Here is a 20,860-nt window from a genome sequence, read left to right on the forward strand (position 1 = left end):
ACGGCCGGTCACCGGATAGTGAAGAACGAAGACGACGGTTCTCAGCGGATGGGAATCCGCCTGTCGTTGATACTGTCGGTGTGTTGAATATCAAGCTGGAACAGGACGCGACCGGGACACGAGATTCCGGCGCCTACCAACCAATGACTCGAACGATCGTCGACACGGCTGAAAAAGGAGCGACCGGAAACCAGACACGAGAGACCGCACCGACGCTCGAGCGACAGCGGTCGGAGTGTCCGGAGTGTACGGGCCGGATCCAGCACGACGAGGAACACGGCGAACGAACGTGTACCGAGTGTGGCCTCGTTCTCGATGCGGACGAGATCGATTACGGGCCCGAATGGCGGACGTTCGATGACGCCACGGAAGACGAATGCCGCGTCGGGGCTCCAATAACGCCGTTGAGACACGACAAAGGTCTCAGTACGACGATCGGGTGGCGGAACGAGGACGCCTACGGGAACGCGATTTCGGCGCGAAAGCGATCGCAGCTGCAGCGATTGCGGACCTGGAACGAACGGTTCACCTCGAAGAACGCCCGGGAACGGAATCTGAAGCAGGCCCTCGGCGAGATCGAGCGCATGGCATCGGCCCTCGGATTGCCGGACTCGTGTCGCGAGACCGCCGGCGTGATGTATCGCCGGGCCGTCGACGACGGGTTGCTTCCGGGTCGATCGATCGAGGCGATGACGACTGCCTGCCTCTACGCGGCGGCACGGCAACACTGCACGCCGCGGACGTTAGTCGCGTTTGCGTCGGTCAGTCGAGTCGAAAAACTTCCGATTCAACGCGCGTATCGGTATCTCTCGACAGAACTCGGGTTGCAAATCGAGCCGGCCGATCCCGTCCACTACCTGCCGCAATACGCCTCGGAACTCGGGGTAACCGACGATGCCGAGCACCTGGCTCGGGAGATCATCGACGCGGCGAAGGCTCGCGATCTTCACAGCGGCCGGAGCCCGGCCGGGTTGGCGGCTGCGGCGATTTACGGGGCGGCTCAACTGACGAACGACCGGCTCACCCAGGCGACGGTCGGCGAAGAAACCGGTGTGAGCGCGGTGACGGTCCGGAATCGATACCGAGAGTTACTGGCGGCCTACGACGAGGCGCGTGATCGATAGATGTCGCGAAGACAACTCGAGCGGACGATTCTCGATTCGCTTGCCGATTCGGGACCCCTTTACGTCGTGGATCTGGCAGCGGCGGTCGACGAACACCCGCTGACGATCGAACAGGCCTGCGAGCGACTGCACGACGCAGCGGACATCCGGCCGATCGGCTGTCGCCGGTACGACATCACCGCGACCGGCCACCGACGGCTCAGCGATGTGAAACCCATGTCCAGCGGATCGGACGTGCAGACGAGAACTGAAGGACGGAGCTAACGCGGTCCTGGAACCGTCAGGAACCCGAGTCGGTCTCCAACCGGTCGCTTTTTGCATCCGAATTTCCTCCTGCTCTCGGGAGTGGCCGTGGGGGTCCACGCCGCGACGACGATCGCGTGGCGTCCCGCGGGCGCGATGTCGTGACGTTCGTACCGGGGGCTTCGAGTCTCCGGTCTCCTCGTCGCATCGCCCGCGGAGTCGTCCGGTCCGCCAATGACGGGATGAGGGTACGGGGGTCCGCCGAGGAACTGGTACTCGAGCCACGCGTCGGTGCGTGTGTGCTGCGTTTCGTTACTCGACCCAGACCGTTTTCCTGTTGACGAACTCGAGCATACCTTCGCGCGCGAGTTCGCGGCCGTACCCCGACTCCTTGATGCCGCCGAACGGGACGCGCGGATCGGATTTCACGAGCTGGTTCACGTAGACGCAGCCGGCGTCGATTTCGCGGGCGAGGCGTCGGCCGCGTTCGCGGTCGGTCGTCCAGACGCTGGCTCCGAGTCCGAATTCGGTGTCGTTGGCCTTCCGGACGAGTTCGTCCTCGTCGTCGATTTCGTAGACGGCGGCGACGGGACCGAACGTCTCTTCGCTGTCGGCCGGACACCCCTCGGGGACGTCGGCAAGGACCGTCGGCGGGTAGTAGGCGCCCTCACGATCCATCGGTTCTCCGCCGGTGAGGACTCGCGCGCCGGCCTCCACGCTCGCTTCGACCTGCTCGTGGAGTTCCTCCATGAGATCAGTGCGGGCTTGCGGGCCGACGTCGGTGTCCTCGTCCATCGGATCGCCGATCGTAAGCGACTCGACTTCGTCGACGAACCGGTCTACGAATTCGTCGTACACGGCCGTGTGAACGAGGAACCGCTTCGCGGCGATGCAAGACTGCCCGCCGTTTTGATTGCGCGCCCACGCGGCCGTCTCGACCGTGTCCGCCAGGTCGGCGTCGTCGAGGACGACGAACGGGTCGCTCCCGCCGAGTTCGAGGACAGATTTCTTGAGTTGCTCTCCAGCGGTCGACGCGACGGCACGCCCGGCCGGTCCGCTGCCGGTCACGGTCGCGGCTTTGACGCGCTCGTCCTCGATAACGTCGTCGACCAGATCCGACGGAATCAGCAACGTCTGGAAAACGTCCGCCGGGTAGCCCGCCTCTCGGAACACGTCTTCGATCGCCTGTGCACAACCGGGGACGTTCGAGGCGTGCTTCAGCAGACCGACGTTCCCCGAGGTGAGGTGCGGAGCCGCGAATCGAAATACCTGCCAGAACGGGAAATTCCACGGCATCACCGCGAGGATCGGTCCGAGCGGATCGTAAACCGTTTCGACGGCCGAACCCGGCGGACTCGGATGGGCATCGGCTTCGAGGTAGGCGCTGCCGTGTTGCGCGTAGTGATCGCAAACCCACGCGCACTTCTCTACCTCTGCGAGTCCCTGGCCGATCGGCTTGCCCATCTCTCTGGCCATCGTTTCGGCGTACTCGCGTTTGTTCTCGCGAAGGACGTCACCGGCGTCCGCGAGCAACTCCTCGCGCTCGCGGATCGGCCGTTCGCGCCACTCCGCGTAGGCCTCGGTCGCCCGCTCGAGTGCGGCCTCGACGTCCGATTCCGTGTGTTCTTCGACCGTCTCTTCTCGTTCGCCGGTGGCCGGATTGATTATCTCCATGGGGGAAGTGTGTACGGTGAAAACGTTAAACGTTTACATAATTCGGTCGACTGGTCGGGCCTGTGGTCGCCTGCGGCCGGCGCTTTCGAGCGACGGTACCAGCCCACCGCCCGTGTAGATTCGCACGGCAAACGCAGGTCGAGGGTCGTTTTCGGAGCCAGGTGTGCGCCGGTGACGCTCGATCCCGCCCCCGCTCGAACCGGTTGGTCAGGACCTTCAAGTACGTGAGACTAGACGCTTTACGTATGCCCGACGTCACAGCACTCGATTCCCTCGAGGAGACGACCCACGCGGAGGTATTCGACGGCGGATCGCCCCGAACCGTCCGCCTCCGCCTGGAAGCTGACGAGCGCGTCCCGGCACACCGTCATCCCGATTCGAACGTGGTCTTACTCGTACTCTCCGGTCGCCTCGAACTCGCGCTCGGCGACGAGACGTACGCTCTCGGGCCGGACGACGTCGTTCGGTTCGACGGCGATCAGGACATTTCACCGCGCGCGGTCGAACCCAGTACGGCGCTTATCGTGTTCGCTCCGAAACGCGACCCGTAAGGTCGGATCCGTTTCATACGGACTACTGTAAGTCATTGCCGGTGCAACCGCGACCGTCCTGCGGTTGCACCGGTACATCGTTACAGCAGACCGTCTCAGCCGACCGTCGTCGCCACGCCTTTGGTCTGTCGGTAATCGCTCGCGAGCAGGGACTGCAGCCGGGATTCGATCGCTTCGTCGTCGCCGTCGACCCACGAGGCTGGTTCCCTGATCGGCACGACCAGGAACCCGCGCCCTCGAATTTCCGTCGCGTGGAGTCTCGCCATGTCGAGATCGAGTCGGTGACGTTGGGCCGTGTACTCGCGAAGCACGCGATCGGTCGCGTGCTCCCCGACCGGCAGGAGGACATGCGCGTTGATCGCCCGCAACTCGGCGTCGAAGAAGCGTTCCAGGTCGGCGTAGTCGGCCACGGTCGGTGCCTCGCCGTCCGGGAGGCTACACATGTGGACGTAGCTCGCAAAGCAGTTCTCTAGGGTGGGATGCGTCCACGACCCGCTCGCGAATTCGACGTCGCGAAGCAGTTGCTGGATCGCGAGTCCGCTCTCGGTTTCGGTAAAGGGAACGCCCGTGGATTCACCGCCGTGAACGCCGGGATAGTCGCCGATGACGTGGAAGTCGGCGTTGGCGTCACTGTAGCCGAAGACTGCGGTCCGATCGTCCGGATCGGAGCGGTCGAACGGCGGTCGGAATCCGAACGGATTGCTCGTCCTGTCGGTGACGTTGCGCACAGTACATCGAAACGTAGCGACCGCTCAAAACGCCGGCGATCGCGGCAGTACGGGACTTCATCCGATGATTCACGGCCTATCGTAGTCGTCGAAACGAGGTACTCTCCGCTCGCAGTGGGGCGGCCAGCAAAGGCTCGTTGGCTGCGACATCGCGAGCGGGGGTGTGTACCGACGTTCGACGACTACGATACTCGACCGATGGCCATCGAACGGCCGGCACCTCGAGTCACCCGATGGCCGGTCGCTGGCGGTCCGGAGCCGGTTTCGGATGACGGTGGGTTTATAATTCAGACGCGCATTTCGTTCTGTAAATGCATCAGATGGGCCATTACGGCTGTGCGCTGCTTTCGTACGCGCCGCTCGGTACCATCGTCGCATTCGGGGGGTACGGGGACGTCGCGATCGTCGGCGGTCTCGTCTGTGTGGCGCTGTCGACGCTGCCGGACTACGATCACCGTGTCCCGCTGATCTCCCATCGGGGACCCACTCATTCGATCCCGTTCGCGCTACTTGTCGGTGCGGGCCTCGCCGCCGTGACTGGCTTCCTTGTCGACTCCTCGTCGGCGTTCACTGATGCGAGCGTCGTCGCCTTTGCCTTCCTCGTCGGCGTCGTCTCGATCGGTTCGCATCTCCTCGCAGACGCGTTGACACCGATGGGAATCAGCCCGTTCTGGCCGTTCTCGAGCCGTCGGTATTCACTCGAGGTGACGACCGCCGCGAATCCGATCGCTAACTACGGGTTGTTCGGTCTCGGTGTCGGTGCGGTCCTCTCCGGCATTTCGATTATCGTCGTTCTCGGCTGAGTTCCGTCAAAACGCTCTTCGAGGGGACAGATCTACAGGCGGATCAGGCCGAGTGCCTCGGGGCTTGACCCCGAGGTGGTTCACGGCGAGAGTGCAGTCGAGTTCTCGTCCGAGGGCACTTCGCGTCGGCTCCACACCATCGCGACGGCGAACGTCGAGAGGAGGGCCACGACGGCGACGAGGTACGGGGCCTCGAGGGCGGGGTTTACCGCCCGCCGGCCGAAGAAGAGGACGACGACGACCAGCGGCGGCCCTGCGAGCAGCGCGGTGACGGCACGCCCCGAAAACCGGCGGCGACCGACCATCGCGGCGACGATTGCCGCACCGAGCAACGTGAGAGTGACGGCGTACTGGGTCAGTTGCATCGTCGGCGAGTACGTCGCGATCCCGGCGTCGACCGCTGGACTGAGGACCACGTGGGCCGGCACGGCGGCGATACCGAGTGCGAGCGAACCGAGGACGTGAGGCTTCGAGAGCCGCGGTGCCCAGACGCTGACGGTGGCGACCAGAAACAGCGTGAAGATCGTGACGGCCGTCCAGAAGTGCAGCGAGAGGATGTCCATCGTGTACTGCTTCACCGTCTCCCGGCCGAGAGCGACTTGTACCGGCGTCAGCACCATTCCGAGGACGACCAACGCGGTCACTCGCCGGTCGACGTCGGGGAGTCGCCAGGCTGCCAGTGCGGAGCCGACGATCGCAAAGCCCGCGAACATCGCGACGAAGCGGTGGAACCACTCGTAGAAACTCGGCAGGTTCGCCGGCAAGAGATTGAATGGCCCGCCGTCGCACCGGGGCCAGTTAGCCTCACAGGCCAGTCCGGAGCCTGTCGCCTTCGCCGCGACGCCAAGCAGGATCGTCGCCGCGACCAGTGTGAGCGTGGCGGTCAGCAGGTGCGGATAGCCGAACCGATCGATCAGCGACCGAAGTCTCGAGTCGGGCGTGTGATTATCGTACGACACGGGCGTTCTGTCGAGGATTGGAACGGGCCGTACTTAGGTTGCCCGAGTCGTCCGGTTCCGCGGGAACACGAATCGGGCGTTCACTGCGGCCCTTCGGGCCGACGTTCACCCCGGGTCCCCTCCCAGTGTGTACAGTCAGAAATCACCGCTACGCGTCGTACTACCGGCCCACAACCGCGGTCCGGTGGTTTCCAGATCGACCGAGGTGGCGGCTGTGCTGGTGGCGCGTTCGGAGGCCGATAGTGACGTCGTGGGCCGCTGGTATCCGTGCAAAATGTGGATGGCCGCTCCGAGACGAAACACGCTCACGCCGATCGACGACTCGACGTTCGTCGGATTCAAGGACCGTCCTCGCCAGCACCAGACATGGACAAACGCGAACGGCTCGACGCCTACCTCGAGTCCCACGACCTCGAGTCGGTCTGGTTCGCCCGACCGAACTCGTTTGCGTGGCTGACCGGCGGACGCAACGTCGTCGACCGCGAAACCGAAGCCGGCGTTGCGGCGATCGGATACGACAGAAACGACCTGACCCTGGTCGTAGACAACATCGAATCCGATCGTATCGTGGCCGAGGAACTACCGGACAGAGAGGAGAGCGAGATCTCGATCGAACGATTCCCCTGGCACGCGTCCTCGCTTTCCGACGCGATCGCCGAGTGCGCGACGACGAATGGACGTGCGGCGTCCGACATTGCGGTTCCCGGACTCGAGCGCGTCGACCCGTCGCCGCTTCGCCAGCCGCTCACCGAGCGCGATCGCGACCGTTACCGCGAACTCGGCAGGGAGACGGCAGCAGCCGTCGAATCGGTCTGTCGGCAGGTGCGATCCGACGACACGGAAATCGAAGTGGCGTCGGCCCTGCGCGTCGCACTCTCGGCTCGAGAGATCGAAGTGCCGGTCGTCCTCGTCGGTGGGGCCGAGCGGGCACGGAAGTACCGCCATTACACGCCCACGCAGGCCCACCTTGGGGACTACGCGCTCGTCTCCGTGACGGCCGAGCGGGCCGGTCTTCACGCGAGCTGTACCCGAACCGTCGCCTTCGATCGGCCCGAGTGGCTCACAGACCACCACGCCGCCGCCGCTCGCGTCGAGGTAACGGCACTGGCGGAGACACGGGCGATGGCTGGCACCGACGAGGCCGCGGTTGATCCCGCCGCCGATTCCGGCGGAGCCGGAACGGCTGGCGACGTGTTTCGCGCGATTCAGAACGCCTATGCTGCCGTCGGGCACGAGGGTGAGTGGAAGAATCACCATCAGGGAGGCGCCGCCGGCTTCGCCGGCCGGGAGTGGATCGCCACGCCGGGCCACGAGGCACCCATCGTAGCTCCGATGGCCTACGCGTGGAATCCGACCGTTCGGGGCGCGAAAAGTGAAGACACTGCGCTCGTTACCGACGACGGAATCGAACCCCTGACGACGACCGGTTCGTGGCCGACTTCGACCGTCGCGGCGGTCGATCGAGACGTCGAACTCGAGCGGCCAGCAATCCTCGAACGCGAGGAGTGACGACGAGCGGGAAGGTCGATCACCGGGTCGACGCGTGCTGATGCGACGTCTCGGGACGAATCCGGTATTGATGCGCCGGTGGCTACTTCGAGTCGTCGGTGCGGAGTCGAGGTGTCATTCCGCGGTCTCGTGATCGTCGGCGTCGTCGCGCTCGGTCGTCCCCGTATCTGTCGTCTCGACCTCCGCGTCGTCCTCGAATTCGACGACGTCGCCGTCCGGACCGGGTTCGTCGGCCGCGGTCGGTGTCGTGTCGTCGACGGTGATCGTGACTGGTTCCATCGCTTCCTCGAGGTCGGCTTCGGATTCCCGGCCGCCGTCCCGGTCGAGAACGCGATCCAGCGTGAAGATGGTGTTCAGTTCCCGCTGGACTTGATCGACGACGCCGCCGACGAGTTCGCTCGGGTGAATCGCCGTGTACTCGTACGGGTTGTTTCCGGCACCCTCGCTCGCTCGCTTCTCTCTCGTGACGCGGTCCTCGTCGTGAAGTTCCGCGAGCGCCTCGCGGACCGTGCTCGGATAGAGGCCGGTCCCTTTCGCGACTTCTTCGGAGGTGCTCCCGGGAGTCGCGAGGAGGTACACGTAGATCTTCGCGCGGGTCTCGGTGTCCAGGATCCACGAAAGCAGGTCGACGATCCGCTGATCGAGCTCCTCGACGGCCGCGTTTCGGCCGGGTCCGTCCGCGTCGGTCTCGACGAAATCGGCCGGTTGCTCGAGCGATTCGTCTCTCTCGTCCGCGGCATCGACCGGTTGCTCGTCAGTGTCGTCGGAACTCATGTGTTCACTCGTACAGGACGAAGTCTCGCGCGGAGTTAAACCTTTGCGGGGGTGTTCACTCGGTGTTCAGAAGAAGGGATTCGCACAGCGCGTCGGGGCCCTCCGCTTCGAACAACTGACGCTGTCGGTCCGCGCCGCTCTCGCGCTCGTAGACGCGTTTGATGCCGTCGATTCCGAGCCGCTCACACTCCCGGTCGACGAGTTCGCCGAGGCCGACGGTCCCGTCGAGGTCGCGGTCGATGAACGACGCGTCCTGTCCGTACCGGATGGCCCGCCACTTGTTTTCGTCGAGCAGTTCCCGTCGGTGTCGGTGACCGCTCGCTCCGTCTTCGTACTCCGCTGCCAACGCCTCGACGAGCGCGTGGGCGTACTCGACGAACGCCAGGACGGTGTCGGGGTCGGCTTGACTGTCCGGCGTCCGAATTTCGACGGTCCCGTGGGCGGTGTGCGGTCGAACGTCGTACCAGAGTTCGCCCCGATCGTTGATCGATTCGGTTTCGAGCATCACGCGTTCGAACCGGTCGAACGCCTCGAAATCCGCGAAGTGGGTCGGCATGCCGGTATTCGGCAGCGCCTCGAAAATTTTCGCACGCGCGGACTGGAGCCCCGTGTCGAAGCCGTTCCAGAACGGCGAATTCGCCGACAGCGCGAGCATGATGGGCACGAACCACCGCAGTTCGTTCGCGATCCAGACCGCCTTATCCGCGTCGTCGACCCCGACGTGAACGTGGACCCCGGCAGTCGTGTTCCGGTGCTGTGGATACTGGATTCGGTCGAGTTGTGCCCGGTACCGGGGTTTTTCGGCGTGCTCGAGTTCTCGCCACTTCGCGAGGGGATGGAGGCCGGCGGCGGCGATCTCGTAGCCGTGTGCGTGCGCGTGGTCGACCAGCGCCCGTCGGATAGCGAGCAGCGACTCGCGCGCGTCCGCCGGGTCCTCGATCAACGGGGTCTGTGTCTCGATGACGAACTTGAACAGTTCGTGATCGAGTCGCCCCTCGAGAATTTCGGGCGGGTCGTGTTCGTAGACGAGTTCGTCGGTCCCGCTCGTGGGACGGCCGTCCTCGTCGACGACGAAGTACTCCTCTTCGATCCCCAGCGTCCCCATGTGCGTAAACGATTCTCGCGACCCGCGTTCCATCGTATCGTGCATTCGTCGCCGATAATAAATACAATTTGGAGTCGGTTCGTACGGCCGGAACCTCGAGCCCGATCGAACTGGCTCTCGATCGTCGGCAGTTCAGGACGACACCGTTTCGGTTTCGGGTTCGACGTCCGACTCGTCGCCGCGGAGTTTGAACTTCTGAACTTTGCCGCTCGGGTTCTTCGGAAGTTCGTCGACGAAGTAGTACGTTCGCGGTCGCTTGAAGTCAGCGAGGTGATCGCTCTCGAGCGCGAACGCATCGAGGTCCCCCGCGGTGACGTCGGCGGTGGAGACGACGTACGCGACGACCGTTTCGCCCCACTCCTCGTCCGGTTCGCCGAGGACGGCGGCTTCTTCGACGGCGTCGTGCGTGAACAGGACGTCTTCGACTTCGGTCGGATAGATGTTTTCGCCGCCGGAAACGATCATGTCGTCTTTCCGGTCGACGACGTAGAGGTAGCCGTCGTCGTCTTGATAGCCGAGGTCGCCGGTGTAGTACCACGTCGTCCCGTCGGCTTCGCGCAGCGACTCCGCGGTCGCCTCGGGGCGGTTCCAGTACTCGCGCATCGTACACGGGCTCGCGATCACTATCTCCCCGACCTCGCCCCGCTCGACTTCCCGGTCCGGGTCCGCGTCGGGCTCGACGATGCGGATGCGGTGATTGAGCCCCGGCAGTCCGGCCGAACCCTGTTTCGAGAGCTGATCTTCCGGGGGCTGAAAGACGCCGGCGGGGCCGATTTCGGTCATCCCATACGCCTGCAGGTAGTCGTCACAGAGGTACTCCCGACAGTTCTCGAGGACCTGTTCGGGCATCGGCGCTGCGCCGTACAGTCCGAGCCGGAGCGACGACGTGTCGACGTCCATTTCGGCGGCCGTCAGCGAGAGCGCGTTCCAGGCGGTCGGTGCGGCAAACAGGAGCGTTACGTCGTGGTCTGCGATCGCCTCGAGGACCGCGTCCGGTTCGAACTCGTGGTGGATCACGTTCGCCGCGCCGCGGTGGACTCTCGGGAAGAGATTACAGTGAAGTTCGGCGCAGTGGTACAGCGGCATCATCGAGAGGCCGACGTCGTCGCGGGTGAGGTTCGACTCCGCGATGCACAGCAGATTGTGTTCCACCATATCCCGGTGTTCGTGGACGACACCCTTCGGGCGGCCCGTCGTTCCCGACGTGTAAATGAACGCGTACACGTCGGTTTCGTCGACGCGGACGTCGGGCCGATCGGTCGATTCCGACTCGAGCAGGTCGTAGAAGCCGGTCGCGTCCGCCGGGACCTCCTCGCTGTCGTCGTCGATGAACACGTACTCCTCGACCGTTTCCAGAGACGGTCGGGCACCCTCGACCGCTTCCCGCGTCGCGGATTCGAAGAGGACCATCTCAGCCTCGGCGTCGTTGACGATGTATTCGATTTCGCCCGCCGGCAAGCGGAAATTCAGGGGGGTGAAGACGGCACCGATCTTCGAACACGCGTACACCGTAAGCGCCATCTCCGATCCGTTGTAGAGCACGGTCGCAACTCTGTCTCCCTTCTCGATTCCAGCCTCGAGCAACGCGTTCGCCAGCCGATTGACGCGGTCGTCGAACTCGGCGTAGGTCCACCGCTGGTCCTTACGCGGATAGACGATCGCGTCACGATCCGGATGGCGCTCGACCGTCCCCTCGAGCGTGTCGCCTAATGTGGGATGCTCAGACATACCACGAAATGTACGAGGATCGACCTTATATTCTTTATTGAGGTTTAATTGGTTCTGCGGGACGGGCGACCCCCTGTCGCTCGCCACCGCTGTCGTTCTCGACCTCGCAGTCGGTACGGGAGCGTCGTTGCTCGATGGAACGCCGTCGACGATCGACGAACCCTCGAGATGGCACCGCTTCAGGAGTCCGTGTCGCGTCGGTCCTGACCCACGAACACGGTCGGATTCGGGTTCGGTGACGGGGCGAATGCGGACACTCTCGTGGTCGGTCTCGAGTTCGGAAACCGAGACGCGCCGCGACGTTAGTCGCGACAGCAGGTCTGTGCACCGTAGGGGTGCTCGTGTTGCTCGTGACAGTGTTTGCACTCGAATTTCGTGATGTAATTTCGATGCATATATCTCTCAGAGCGGAACCGATCCTTTGGAATAGACACCAGACAGGACGATGAGACACCAGACAGGACGATGGTAGACAGGTAACCAGGACCCACACGATGGAAACACGTGACTTCTCCCGGGCACGTCGATGGAGAAGCGACTGAAGGAATCGGAAACGACAGGAACGGTCGGCAGGGATAGTGGTCTGTACCCACGATGCAACGACGCAATATCTTCCGCGGTCTGCTGCTGGCCGTCATGGTCGTCTCTGCCGGCAACCTTGCGGTCGCATGGCTCGGCGCCCCAACTGACGCTATCGCCGCCGCGGCGAACCAGACCGACAGACCGCTCGAAGAGCGAACTCCCGTCGTCGATGACCGCCACGGGGCGACCGTCATCACGACCGATCCGCCGGGAGGGAACGACGGCCTCGGAGCCATCGTCGCTTTCGGTGCCGACGGCCGGCCGCTCTACCACAACGACACGTACGGCAACTACTTCGACGTCGATCCCGACCCTCCCGGTTCGAAGACCGTCCTCTACGTCGCGGGAAGCCGGTACGATCCGTGCCCCGACGCCCTCAAAGCGCGGACGAACGCCTCCGTCGGCGACGGCTGTGCAGCGGTCGCAATCGAGCGCGTCAACCTCACCACAGGGGCGACCGAACGGCTACATACCGCTGTTACGGGCTGGGACATCTGGCACGACGTCGACCGGATCGACAAACACCGACTGCTCGTGGCCGATATCGCTCGTGATCGCGTGTTCACGCTGAACACCACTTCCGACGAGGTGACGTGGGAGTGGCGCGCCGAGGAGGATCTCGACCCCGACAACGGTGGGAACCCGGGCGATTGGACACACGTAAACGACGTCGAACTCCTCGACGACGGCCGGGTGATGGTCAGCCTCCGTAACCACGACCGGGTCGTCTTTCTCGACCCGGGTGAGGGCATCCAGCGCGACTGGACGCTCGGCGCCGAGGACGCCTACGGGATCCTCTACGAACAGCACAATCCGGACTACATCCCGCCCGCCCGCGGCGGCCCGGCGATCGTCGTCTCCGACTCGGAGAACAACCGCGTCCTCGAGTATCAGCGCGAAAACGCCACGTGGACTCGAACCTGGGAGTGGCAAGACGAGCGACTCCGGTGGCCACGCGACGCCGACCGACTCCCCGGAGGCCATACGCTCGTGACTGACTCGCACGGAAATCGCGTGATCGAACTCTCCGAGAGCGACGACGTCGTGTGGAGCGTGAGTATCTCGACACCGTACGAAGCCGAGCGCCTCGGGACCGGAGACGAGAGCGCAGCGGGAAAGAGCACGGTCGCATTCGCGAACCGATCCGTCAGCGCGGAAGCCGCCGGCACGGACCGAACCTCGAAGACCGGCTTCTCGTGGCTCGTCGCCTTCGTCACCGGCCCGGCGATCAACGGCGTACTCCACGTGGCACCGACGTGGATGACTATCGGAGATCTGGTGGTCGCGTGCGTGTTCGTCGCCACAGCAGCGACGGCCGGCATCGTGGAGGCGTACTGGTCGGGCGTCGGGCAGCGATTACGGCAGTGGCGGGGATCGCGATGACCGACGTCCTCGACAGGTGTTAGATGAGCTCTTGTGGCTGCTTTGCGCCATGCTCTCCTAATTCGCTATCGAACGAGACAAGTGTCGCGTCGACAGCGTCGGCCGCTGCGAGCACGAGGGCGTCCATCGGGTACAGAAGCGTCTCCTCTTGGAGGCGATTGGCCGCAACGATGTCAGAGGCGTCGAGGAACGTGATAGTCGTCCGAGAACTGACCCGCTGTTCTATTTTCTCGACGCGGTCGCGTTCAAACTGCTTCTTTTTCGTGAGAACCGTTCGAAGCTCCATGAGATTCAGCACGGACGTATTCGTCTCTTCGAAGGCGTTGAGTGCACGAATTGCGGCCGCTGATCGGTCAGTGTCTTTGGTAACTGCAGCGACGATAACGTTTGTATCGAGAAAGAGTTTCATATGTGTTCGCGGACGTCACGGACCGCATCGACAGCATCCGTATCGACATCGACGGCGAGGTCTGCGAGCGCGTCACCGAGGGGGACTTCCGCGTCGTCTTCGGGATCATCTGCCATGAATTCGGTGAAGTCGTCGGTGGTGAGGCTCATACATAACGATACCAGTGCCGTTTGCAAAAACCTGCTGGTGAATTGACTCCTGTCGATCGGGGCCTCTCGCGCCCGGTCGATCAAATCAACTCCTGATCGCATCGAACGGTGTGCCGGTCGATCAGGATCGGCGATGGAGGCCAGCGAATGAGTCATAATCCCGAACCGAGGATTCACGTATACGAGCCAGTGCCGGCCGAATACGTGATCCGTTTTCCGTCGGCCTCGAGTGCGAGTCCGCATTCGTCACAGAGCCACCAGCCGATCAACGGGTCGCGTTCGTCGATCACCGAGCGACAGTTCGGACACTGCAGCGGACCGTTGTTTCGAGGCCCGATCATTCGGCCACCTCGTCCACTCCTCGAGCGCGCTCCCGCTCCGTCTCGGCGTCGCCGTGCGCGGTGGTCCACATCCCACAGGCGTCAGCGAAGCGTTCGACGCGTTGCAACAGGAGGGCGCGGCCCTCGTCAGTCAACCGGTACTCGGTCGCGCGTTCGGCCGGGCGCTCGCGTCTCGAGAGGAGGCCGCGACCGACGAGGATTGTCAGATTCGGATACAGCCAGGTGCGGTCGATCAGGGGATAGACGCGCCCGAGTGTATGCGCGATGCCGCGCTCGTCGCACAGTCTGCCGTCTCGCTTGCGCCGGGCGATTGCCTCCAGGCAGTCGCGCTGGAAGGCGGTGAGGGCGGTCCAGGTGGTTCTGCCGTCGGATCGTGGTCGGTCGTGGGGTGATGCGTCTGCTCGAGCGGGGCTTTCAAGGCCTCGCGAATCGTGGTCTTCCATGGCTTCCAGAGGGTTGTATTGGGAGCTCCGTGCGGTCTCGGTGTCTCGAGCACCGGGCCGCTATTTACAGACCTGAGCGGCAGGTCGAAGTGGCGCTCCGTTCCAATTTTTCATGGACCAATATTTAATCATTGTCAAATGATTAGTCATGGTACAATGATTAATGTCCGGTCCATGACAATTTAATACCGTCTACGTCACAGTATGGATATGGCTGGCCGGCCTCCCGACGTGACTGACGAGGAAATTCTCGACCTTTTCGAGGCCGCAGATGGGAATCAACTGACAACATCTGACATAAAACAGCAACTCGGCTATACGCAATCCGGCGCGTATCGGCGTCTCCGAACACTGGAGGAAGCAGGATATCTGCGAAGCAGGAGTATCGGCAACAACACACTCTGGCGATTGAGTGATGAGTATCTCACTTCCGAATAAGCGTGAGAAATAGCTATTCTACCTGAATGAAATCATCGCGGCCGCGCCACGATTCCGAGGTGATCCGTGTGATACTCCTCGAGTCTCTTCTCCTCTAATGTCTCGTACCCGTCCGACAACTCTTCCCGGACGTCTGCGAAAACGGCCGCCGGCTCTCGAGTCACGTCCTCACTTCGAGCCTTCACGGCCAACAGCAGTCGCCCATCGTCGGCCAGAAATCGCTGGTTCTCGAGCGCCACCCGCGCCTGCCCCCGCGTCGCGACGTCCTGGACGATCACGTCCACGTCCGACTCCACGACGTGGGCGTACGTCTCCGGCTTCCGCGCGTCCTTCAGCAACGGAAAGAGCCGGTCACGCGTTTCCGCGGCCTCGAGCAGATCGCGCGCCGGTCGCGCGGCGAACTCGACGGCGTAGGTGGGGCCCGCAAAATCGGCGACGTGGCTCACGGTCGTCCCGCTCGCGGCACCAAGGTAGAGGACGGTCTCGCCCCCCTCGAGTCCCGTGTCCATCCCCAGCTCGAGCATCGCACCGAGTTTCGATCGGGTCGGGTTCCAGGCCCGCCACTCGCCGTCGGTCGGCTCGCCGTAGACAGGCTCTCCGCGGGTCGCGAGGCGCTCGCGGCCATCGAACGCGCGGCGCTCGACGCCCGCCGGGAGGGCCTCACGCATCGTCTCCACCTCCGTGGGGCGCGTCGTCATCGCCACCCGCGTTCTCCTCCGCCGCTCGCGCCTGAATCGTCTCGATCCGGTCGGCCAGTTCCGCCTCGAGTTCGGGGCGCAACTCGCCCGAGTAGTGATCGACGCGGGCCGCGATGGCGAGTTTGCCGGCTACCGCGCGGGCCGCGGACCCTCGGTCGTCGGGACGCGTGCCGCGGACCGCGTCGTGCGTGTAGATGATCCCGTGCTTCGGCGACGGCGCGTGCCCCCGCAGGTGGGCGAACAGCGCGTCCTCCGCACCTAACACCTGTATCGTGCCGCTCGGTTTCTTCGCCAGTTCCTCGAGCCCGCCGGCCAGCGACACGAGTCGCGCGGCGAGGACGGGCTCGGCGAGCGCGGAGAGGTTCGGCGCGACGGCGGGCGTCCGGCGTTCGATGAACGCGCGCAGGTCGTCTGCCTCGTCGGCCAGGTCGGCGATTCGCTCGGCGAGCGACCGGATCGCGGGCTCCTCGAGGGCGTCGGCTTCGCCCGCCGCGACCGCTCTCGCGTACTCGACGCCGGTCCCAGCCTCTGGATCGACCGTCCCCGCCCACTCGGCCAGTCGCTCGGCCAGTTCGTTCGCCGTCCGCGCACAGTCGTCCATCGCCCGCACCGCGTGGACGAGCTGGCGGTCGTCGGCCCGCTCTCGTTCGGCTACCGCGGCTCTGGTCGCGTCCGTCGTCGCCTCGCGTACGGCGTCGTAATACTCGTCTTCGTCGTTCGCGAACCCCGCCTCGAGCGCGAGGGCGGGCCACTCGCGCGGTTCGTCCGCGCTCCCCTCGCGAATCGCGGCCGCCATCGCGTCGGGGTCGTCCGGATCGACGTCCGCGAACCACCCGTCCGTGTCGGTCATGGTCGCTCGTTCCCGCCCGGAGCGATTAAAGCCCCCGTTCGCGGGATCGAGTTCGGGAGTTCCTGGAACGGACGGCGCGTGTCGGATTCGCTCGAATACGCTACGAGGAGAAACGAGAACTCGAGTCAGACCGGTTCAGACTCCGAACGTCGCTCGCAGCATGTCTCGGGTCCCCGGGCCGAGGCCGACGGCGACGACGGTGATCATGAGCAAGACGGCGTAGCGAGGATTCTCCTCGAACACGGTGTCGTCGAAGATCCAGATGATGAACACGGCGGCGGCGATCTTCACGAACAGGAAGGGCCAGGCCGAACCCGTTACCGAGACGACGTCTGCGGGAAGGACGTCGGCCGTCGTGTTGGCGATCGCACGGTTGATCGGGTGCTTCGGAACGAGGTTGGCCGGGAGTCCGAGCGTCGTCGCCCAGTCGAGGCCGACGACGTTCGCGACGCCGTCGACCGCGTGAGCCCAGATGACGACGATCCCCATGTACTGCGTCCCACGGTTTAATTCGGGAGCGAACTGCTCGATAGCCACCCAGGTAATCCCGGTCGTGAGGGTCGCGCCCACGAGGATCACGACCGGGATCAGGGGATAGAATTCAGCGTAGGGTTCCGTCGCCGCCGTATACGCGAGATACCCGACCGCGGCCGTCAGCAGGGCCGTTCCGATACCGATCAGCGGGTACTCGTAGCCGGAGACGTAGTCGTTGCGCTCGAGCCAGACGGAACTGACGACCGCGATCAGGGCGATGAAGAAGACGGTGAAGTAGATGAGCGGGCTGATGATGAACCCCGACCACGGTAACTGGATGGCCATATCGCCGGTCGCCTCGAACGAGGCCGCGTTCGCGTCTTCGACCACGCGGAGCGCGCCCCCGAAGAGCATGAACGGAAACAGGGCGAAAAAGCCCGCGCGATAGCGTTCGATCCCGAGGCGGCGGACGATGAAGATAACCCCGATAAGCAACAGGACCAGTGTCGGGATGTATCCGGCGTAGGAAACGAACGTGTAGCCGGGTTCGGCGGTCGGCCCGGCGTCGGGGGGTGCCTGGTCGCAGGCTACCTGTTGGCCGTCGGCCCACGCGACGCAATTCCAGCTGTGAGCGTCCGCCACCACCGGCCCCCAGAAGTACTGCCAGATGATATCGACGTACACCCGCTGAGGGAAGAGAACGGCGCCGAGGACCACGATGATCGCGAGACTCGCGACGGTCGCGGCCCAGACGCGTTCGGCCCCGAACCGATCGATGAAGTCGTCCATACCCGAATGCCCTAGTCGGAGCGCTTACCGTTTCCGATTTCAGCGCGCGTGACTGTTACCGGTCCGCAAGTGCCCCGCCGGGACGCGACGACCGACTTACCCGTCGATTTCGCGCGCTGCCGCGAGCAGGTCGTCGTGAATCGCGCCGTTCGAGGCCACCAGGCCCGTACTATCGTGGCGCCAGCGCTCCCCCTCGAGATCCGTGACGACGCCGCCGGCCTGACGGATCAACTGCACGCCGGCGACGGTGTCCCACGGGTTGGCCCGCAGGTTGGTCAGGGCTCCCTCGAGCGCGCCCGAGGCGACCAGCGCCAGTTCGAACTGGGCGCAGCCGAACCGGCGCATGTCGCCGAACCGATGGACGACCTCGCGACACGCGGCATCGTACTGATCGCGTCGATCGAAGTCCCACCAGAAGGTCGGACAGACGGTCGCCGCCTCGGGGTCGTCGCAGTCGCTGACCGACAGCGCCTCATCGTTGCGAAACGCGCCCGCGGGCCCGACGCGGTAGGTATCGGAGAGGGCCGGACAGACGGTCGCGGCGCCGACCGGTTCGCCGTCGTCGACGGCTGCGACGGCGGTCCCGAACGCGCGGATGCCGCCGACGTAATTGTTCGTCCCGTCGATCGGGTCGACGATCCACGCCGGACCCGATTCCGGGACCTCCTTCAACGCGTCGTCTTCTTCGCCGACGATCGGATCGTCCGGGCGGGCGTTCCGAATCGTCTCGATGACGGCCGCCTGTGCATCTCGGTCGACCTGCGTTACGACGTCCGTTTTGGTTCCCTTGTTTTCGACCGCGAGGTCGGTTCGGAACGAGTCGGCCGCGATGGCAGCACCCTCGGCTGCCGCGCGAACTGCGACCCTCGCGCGGTCGGAATCGGCTTCGGCGTCGCTCATGGCACACCATCTGCGACCGGGGGACAAAAGTGATCGTACTATCGGTTCTCCTTCCTGTGGCCGTTACCAGTCTTCCTCGGGTACGTACGGGTAGCTCCAGAGGGTTACCTGCAGTACGATCGACTTGAACCAGGCGTGGTACATTCGGTCGATCTCTTCGTCGGTGTGATCGCTGTTCGCGAGGAAATCGCGGATCGTCGCCGTGATCGGGAAAATAAACGCCACGAGGTATCGCATGTGGATGTGATCGACCGCGTCCGCGTCGTCGACCTGATTTTTCTTCTCGCGGGTGTGTCGACGTCCGATTTCGAACTGATAGTTCAGCCAATCCTCGTCGTACGGGGTGGTACAGGTATCGCGGATCCACTGCCCGAACCGCTCGCGAACCCGCTCCAAGTACTCCTCGTCCGGCGTCCCCTCGCCGTCGGTAAAGTAGTACATCAGGAAGTCGTGGTCGCCGACGAAGTCGTACCACAACTCGAGGACGTCGTCTATCTGTCCCTCGAGGACGTCGCCGGCCTGGCGAAGAGCGTCCTCGTCGTCGTCGTCGAACAGCACCGTCTGTTTCAACCGGTCGAACTCCTCCACGGTGATCGGTGCGTCAGGAACCTCGTCCGTTCCGTACGTGTATCCTGGAATCTGGTCGCTGCTCATCGCGGGGAACGCTCCCACCGTTCGTGCTATAAATGTGGGCCCCTCCGTCCCCGAATCGAACCGGTCGGGACGACGACGTTTCACCTCGCCGGATCCGACTCGAGCGTCGAGTCGAACGACGACGCGACGGCCGGTCTACCCGATAGTATCCGACATCTTCGGCAGAAGTTTGCGAGGGAAGATCGCTCCGTTGGGATCTTCCGCATCTTACGATGCGAGGGGAGGGAATCGAACCCACGAACTCCTACGAGAGCGGATCTTGAGTCCGCCGCCGTTGACCGCTTGGCTACCCTCGCACGCATCTCTCTCTGAAGCCCTCCCCGAGGTTAAATCGTCCGATTCGCGTTCGACGACGTGTTGGCGACACCGACGAACGGCCCCTACTCGAGGAGAGGACACCGGTCGAACGCGGTCGGTAGTCGACGGTCGGACAGCGATTGACGACCCGCGGCTACGGCTATCGGGACGCGGACCGGGAACTCGACGGGCAACGGCGCGGAACGCGTCGTACCACGACGTGCTCCAGCCGTGGGATCCGCTCACTGTTCGAGTTCCGCAACGCGCTTGTCGCAGTTCAGACACTGGTATCCCCCCTCGATATGGGAGTAGAGGCGCTCCCCGCAGTGCTGACACCGACCGTAGGGCTGGATCATTCAGTCAATGTAGGGTGGCGTAACCGAATAAAGGGGGTGCTTACACATTCAACTCGATGACTGATCGACGGCGGGACGCCTCTTCGCTTTGTATTCGTTTCTCGTGTCTGTACTGATCGCTGAAACGGCGCCAGATCGGACTGGAGACGCGGACGGGGTCCCTCGGATCGACCACCGACGAGACCGACCGAATCTCGTGTCGACCGCGAGAGTACACCCGTCGAGTACGACGGTTCGTGGACAAGAGATACGACGCTGAACGCCCTACCGGGACGCGATGAGTGACCACACTCGAGACAATACCGTCGCGCCGCCGATTTCGGGGAGTCCGACCGGGTGGAACGAGGGGCGTAGCACGTCGAACGGGTGGGAACATGGCACTCTTCGACGCGCCGTGATCCACGGGATCGCTCTCTATAACGCACACGAGTTCCACGAATCGCACGACTGCTTCGAAGCGGAATGGTATAATTACGGCCGCGGTACCACCGAAAGTGCGTTTTTGCACGGAATGGTGCAAGTCGCAGCGGGCGCGTACAAGCACTTCGATTTCGAGAACGACGCCGGCATGCGACGTCTCTTCGACACGGCGCTGCAGTACCTCCGGGATGTACCGGACGACTACTACGGTATCGACCTCCACGATGTGAAAACGACTCTCGAAGACGCGCTGACGGATCCGAACGCAGTACACGGCTGGCAGATCGAACTCGACGGTGCGTGTCCGGAAGCGACACCGACGGATTTCGAGTACGTAGCCGGGCTCGAGGGATAGGAACACGGCTCGGACCGCGAGAAGAACCCGAGTGACGACGACGAGAAACGGGGATCGAGATGGCGCTCGGCGATCGGCCGGTGCCCGAAGATCGGTTGTCGCTCCTGTTGCGGGAGGCCGAACG

General features: G+C 64.0%; 23 protein-coding genes and 1 tRNA gene. 8 read left to right on the plus strand and 16 right to left on the minus strand.

Going from position 1 to position 20,860, the window contains the following annotated elements; genetic code table 11:
* The first annotated feature begins 143 nt into the window (after positions 1-143).
* Positions 144-1,124: a transcription initiation factor IIB gene (locus tag NJT13_RS01700; RefSeq protein WP_254523762.1), complete on the plus strand. Its 981-nt coding sequence runs from the start codon at positions 144-146 to the stop codon at positions 1,122-1,124.
* A complete protein-coding gene (locus NJT13_RS01705; RefSeq protein WP_254523763.1) occupies positions 1,125-1,388 on the plus strand; it encodes a MarR family transcriptional regulator in 264 nt (87 codons plus the stop codon). It begins immediately after the preceding gene.
* Positions 1,389-1,679: 291 nt separating this feature from the next.
* Here the strand turns inward: NJT13_RS01705 and NJT13_RS01710 are convergent, their stop codons facing one another.
* Complete coding sequence (locus NJT13_RS01710) at positions 1,680-3,041, minus strand: NAD-dependent succinate-semialdehyde dehydrogenase (RefSeq protein WP_254523764.1); 1,362 nt, start codon at positions 3,039-3,041, stop codon at positions 1,680-1,682.
* Positions 3,042-3,286: 245 nt separating this feature from the next.
* Here NJT13_RS01710 and NJT13_RS01715 point away from each other — a divergent pair, with 245 nt between their 5' ends.
* Entirely contained in the window at positions 3,287-3,592 is a 306-nt protein-coding gene (locus NJT13_RS01715) for a cupin domain-containing protein (protein ID WP_254523765.1), read from the plus strand.
* A gap of 95 nt (positions 3,593-3,687) precedes the next feature.
* Here the strand turns inward: NJT13_RS01715 and NJT13_RS01720 are convergent, their stop codons facing one another.
* Positions 3,688-4,320, minus strand: a complete 633-nt coding sequence (locus NJT13_RS01720) for a uracil-DNA glycosylase family protein (protein ID WP_254523766.1) — start codon at positions 4,318-4,320, stop codon at positions 3,688-3,690.
* 311 nt (positions 4,321-4,631) lie between these two features.
* On the opposite strand from NJT13_RS01720, the gene NJT13_RS01725 reads away from it, so the two are divergent.
* On the plus strand, positions 4,632-5,123 hold the full coding sequence (locus tag NJT13_RS01725) for a metal-dependent hydrolase (protein WP_254523767.1): 492 nt from the start codon (positions 4,632-4,634) through the stop codon (positions 5,121-5,123).
* An 80-nt stretch (positions 5,124-5,203) separates the two neighbouring features.
* On the opposite strand, the gene NJT13_RS01730 is transcribed toward NJT13_RS01725, so the two are convergent.
* A complete protein-coding gene (locus NJT13_RS01730) occupies positions 5,204-6,082 on the minus strand; it encodes a COX15/CtaA family protein (RefSeq protein ID WP_254523768.1) in 879 nt (292 codons plus the stop codon).
* Positions 6,083-6,448: 366 nt separating this feature from the next.
* On the opposite strand from NJT13_RS01730, the gene NJT13_RS01735 reads away from it, so the two are divergent.
* Complete coding sequence (locus NJT13_RS01735) at positions 6,449-7,591, plus strand: M24 family metallopeptidase (protein ID WP_254523769.1); 1,143 nt, start codon at positions 6,449-6,451, stop codon at positions 7,589-7,591.
* 114 nt (positions 7,592-7,705) lie between these two features.
* Here the strand turns inward: NJT13_RS01735 and NJT13_RS01740 are convergent, their stop codons facing one another.
* The 3 genes from NJT13_RS01740 to NJT13_RS01750 form a co-directional block, all read right to left on the minus strand.
* Positions 7,706-8,365: a helix-turn-helix domain-containing protein gene (locus tag NJT13_RS01740; RefSeq protein WP_254523770.1), complete on the minus strand. Its 660-nt coding sequence runs from the start codon at positions 8,363-8,365 to the stop codon at positions 7,706-7,708.
* Between the two features lie 55 nt (positions 8,366-8,420).
* A complete protein-coding gene (locus NJT13_RS01745) occupies positions 8,421-9,503 on the minus strand; it encodes a glutamate--cysteine ligase (protein WP_254523771.1) in 1,083 nt (360 codons plus the stop codon).
* 99 nt (positions 9,504-9,602) lie between these two features.
* A complete protein-coding gene (locus NJT13_RS01750; protein WP_254523772.1) occupies positions 9,603-11,198 on the minus strand; it encodes a fatty acid--CoA ligase in 1,596 nt (531 codons plus the stop codon).
* A gap of 594 nt (positions 11,199-11,792) precedes the next feature.
* On the opposite strand from NJT13_RS01750, the gene NJT13_RS01755 reads away from it, so the two are divergent.
* A complete protein-coding gene (locus tag NJT13_RS01755) occupies positions 11,793-13,163 on the plus strand; it encodes an aryl-sulfate sulfotransferase (RefSeq protein ID WP_254523773.1) in 1,371 nt (456 codons plus the stop codon).
* A 19-nt stretch (positions 13,164-13,182) separates the two neighbouring features.
* Here NJT13_RS01755 and NJT13_RS01760 read toward each other — a convergent pair whose 3' ends face one another.
* From NJT13_RS01760 to NJT13_RS01775, 4 genes are all read right to left on the minus strand, one after another.
* Entirely contained in the window at positions 13,183-13,572 is a 390-nt protein-coding gene (locus NJT13_RS01760) for a PIN domain-containing protein (protein WP_254523774.1), read from the minus strand.
* Positions 13,569-13,721 carry a hypothetical protein gene (locus NJT13_RS01765; RefSeq protein WP_254523775.1) on the minus strand — a complete coding sequence of 51 codons (153 nt, stop codon included), beginning with the start codon at positions 13,719-13,721 and terminating at the stop codon, positions 13,569-13,571. Before NJT13_RS01765 ends, NJT13_RS01760 begins: the two co-directional genes overlap by 4 nt.
* A 173-nt stretch (positions 13,722-13,894) precedes the next feature.
* Positions 13,895-14,062, minus strand: coding sequence for a hypothetical protein (locus NJT13_RS01770; RefSeq protein WP_254523776.1), 168 nt, complete (start codon positions 14,060-14,062; stop codon positions 13,895-13,897).
* Entirely contained in the window at positions 14,059-14,505 is a 447-nt protein-coding gene (locus NJT13_RS01775; RefSeq protein ID WP_254523777.1) for a PadR family transcriptional regulator, read from the minus strand. The genes NJT13_RS01770 and NJT13_RS01775 overlap by 4 nt, the downstream gene beginning before the upstream one ends.
* 210 nt (positions 14,506-14,715) lie before the next feature.
* Between NJT13_RS01775 and NJT13_RS01780 the strand changes: the two genes are divergently transcribed.
* Entirely contained in the window at positions 14,716-14,943 is a 228-nt protein-coding gene (locus NJT13_RS01780) for a helix-turn-helix domain-containing protein (protein WP_254523778.1), read from the plus strand.
* Positions 14,944-14,975: 32 nt separating this feature from the next.
* Here the strand turns inward: NJT13_RS01780 and NJT13_RS01785 are convergent, their stop codons facing one another.
* The 6 genes from NJT13_RS01785 to NJT13_RS01810 all read right to left on the minus strand — a co-directional run bounded on the left by NJT13_RS01785 (position 14,976) and on the right by NJT13_RS01810 (position 19,604).
* The gene (locus tag NJT13_RS01785; protein WP_254525367.1) at positions 14,976-15,611 is read right to left on the minus strand and encodes a fibrillarin-like rRNA/tRNA 2'-O-methyltransferase; all 636 of its coding nucleotides are present in this window, start codon (positions 15,609-15,611) and stop codon (positions 14,976-14,978) included.
* Positions 15,604-16,491 (minus strand): NOP5/NOP56 family protein, encoded by an 888-nt coding sequence (locus NJT13_RS01790; RefSeq protein WP_254523779.1) that lies wholly within the window; start codon positions 16,489-16,491, stop codon positions 15,604-15,606. The genes NJT13_RS01785 and NJT13_RS01790 overlap by 8 nt, the downstream gene beginning before the upstream one ends.
* A gap of 135 nt (positions 16,492-16,626) precedes the next feature.
* Positions 16,627-17,754 (minus strand): DUF63 family protein, encoded by a 1,128-nt coding sequence (locus NJT13_RS01795; protein ID WP_254523780.1) that lies wholly within the window; start codon positions 17,752-17,754, stop codon positions 16,627-16,629.
* 96 nt (positions 17,755-17,850) lie between these two features.
* Entirely contained in the window at positions 17,851-18,654 is an 804-nt protein-coding gene (locus NJT13_RS01800) for an inositol monophosphatase family protein (RefSeq protein WP_254523781.1), read from the minus strand.
* Between the two features lie 63 nt (positions 18,655-18,717).
* Positions 18,718-19,308 carry a protoglobin domain-containing protein gene (locus NJT13_RS01805; protein WP_254523782.1) on the minus strand — a complete coding sequence of 197 codons (591 nt, stop codon included), beginning with the start codon at positions 19,306-19,308 and terminating at the stop codon, positions 18,718-18,720.
* Between the two features lie 213 nt (positions 19,309-19,521).
* Positions 19,522-19,604 (minus strand) — tRNA-Leu (locus NJT13_RS01810).
* A gap of 634 nt (positions 19,605-20,238) precedes the next feature.
* Between NJT13_RS01810 and NJT13_RS01815 the strand changes: the two genes are divergently transcribed.
* Positions 20,239-20,736: a DUF309 domain-containing protein gene (locus NJT13_RS01815; RefSeq protein WP_254523783.1), complete on the plus strand. Its 498-nt coding sequence runs from the start codon at positions 20,239-20,241 to the stop codon at positions 20,734-20,736.
* Positions 20,737-20,860: the final 124 nt, after the last annotated feature.

The sequence above is a fragment of the Natrinema caseinilyticum genome, assembly GCF_024227435.1.
Lineage (GTDB): Archaea > Halobacteriota > Halobacteria > Halobacteriales > Natrialbaceae > Natrinema > Natrinema caseinilyticum.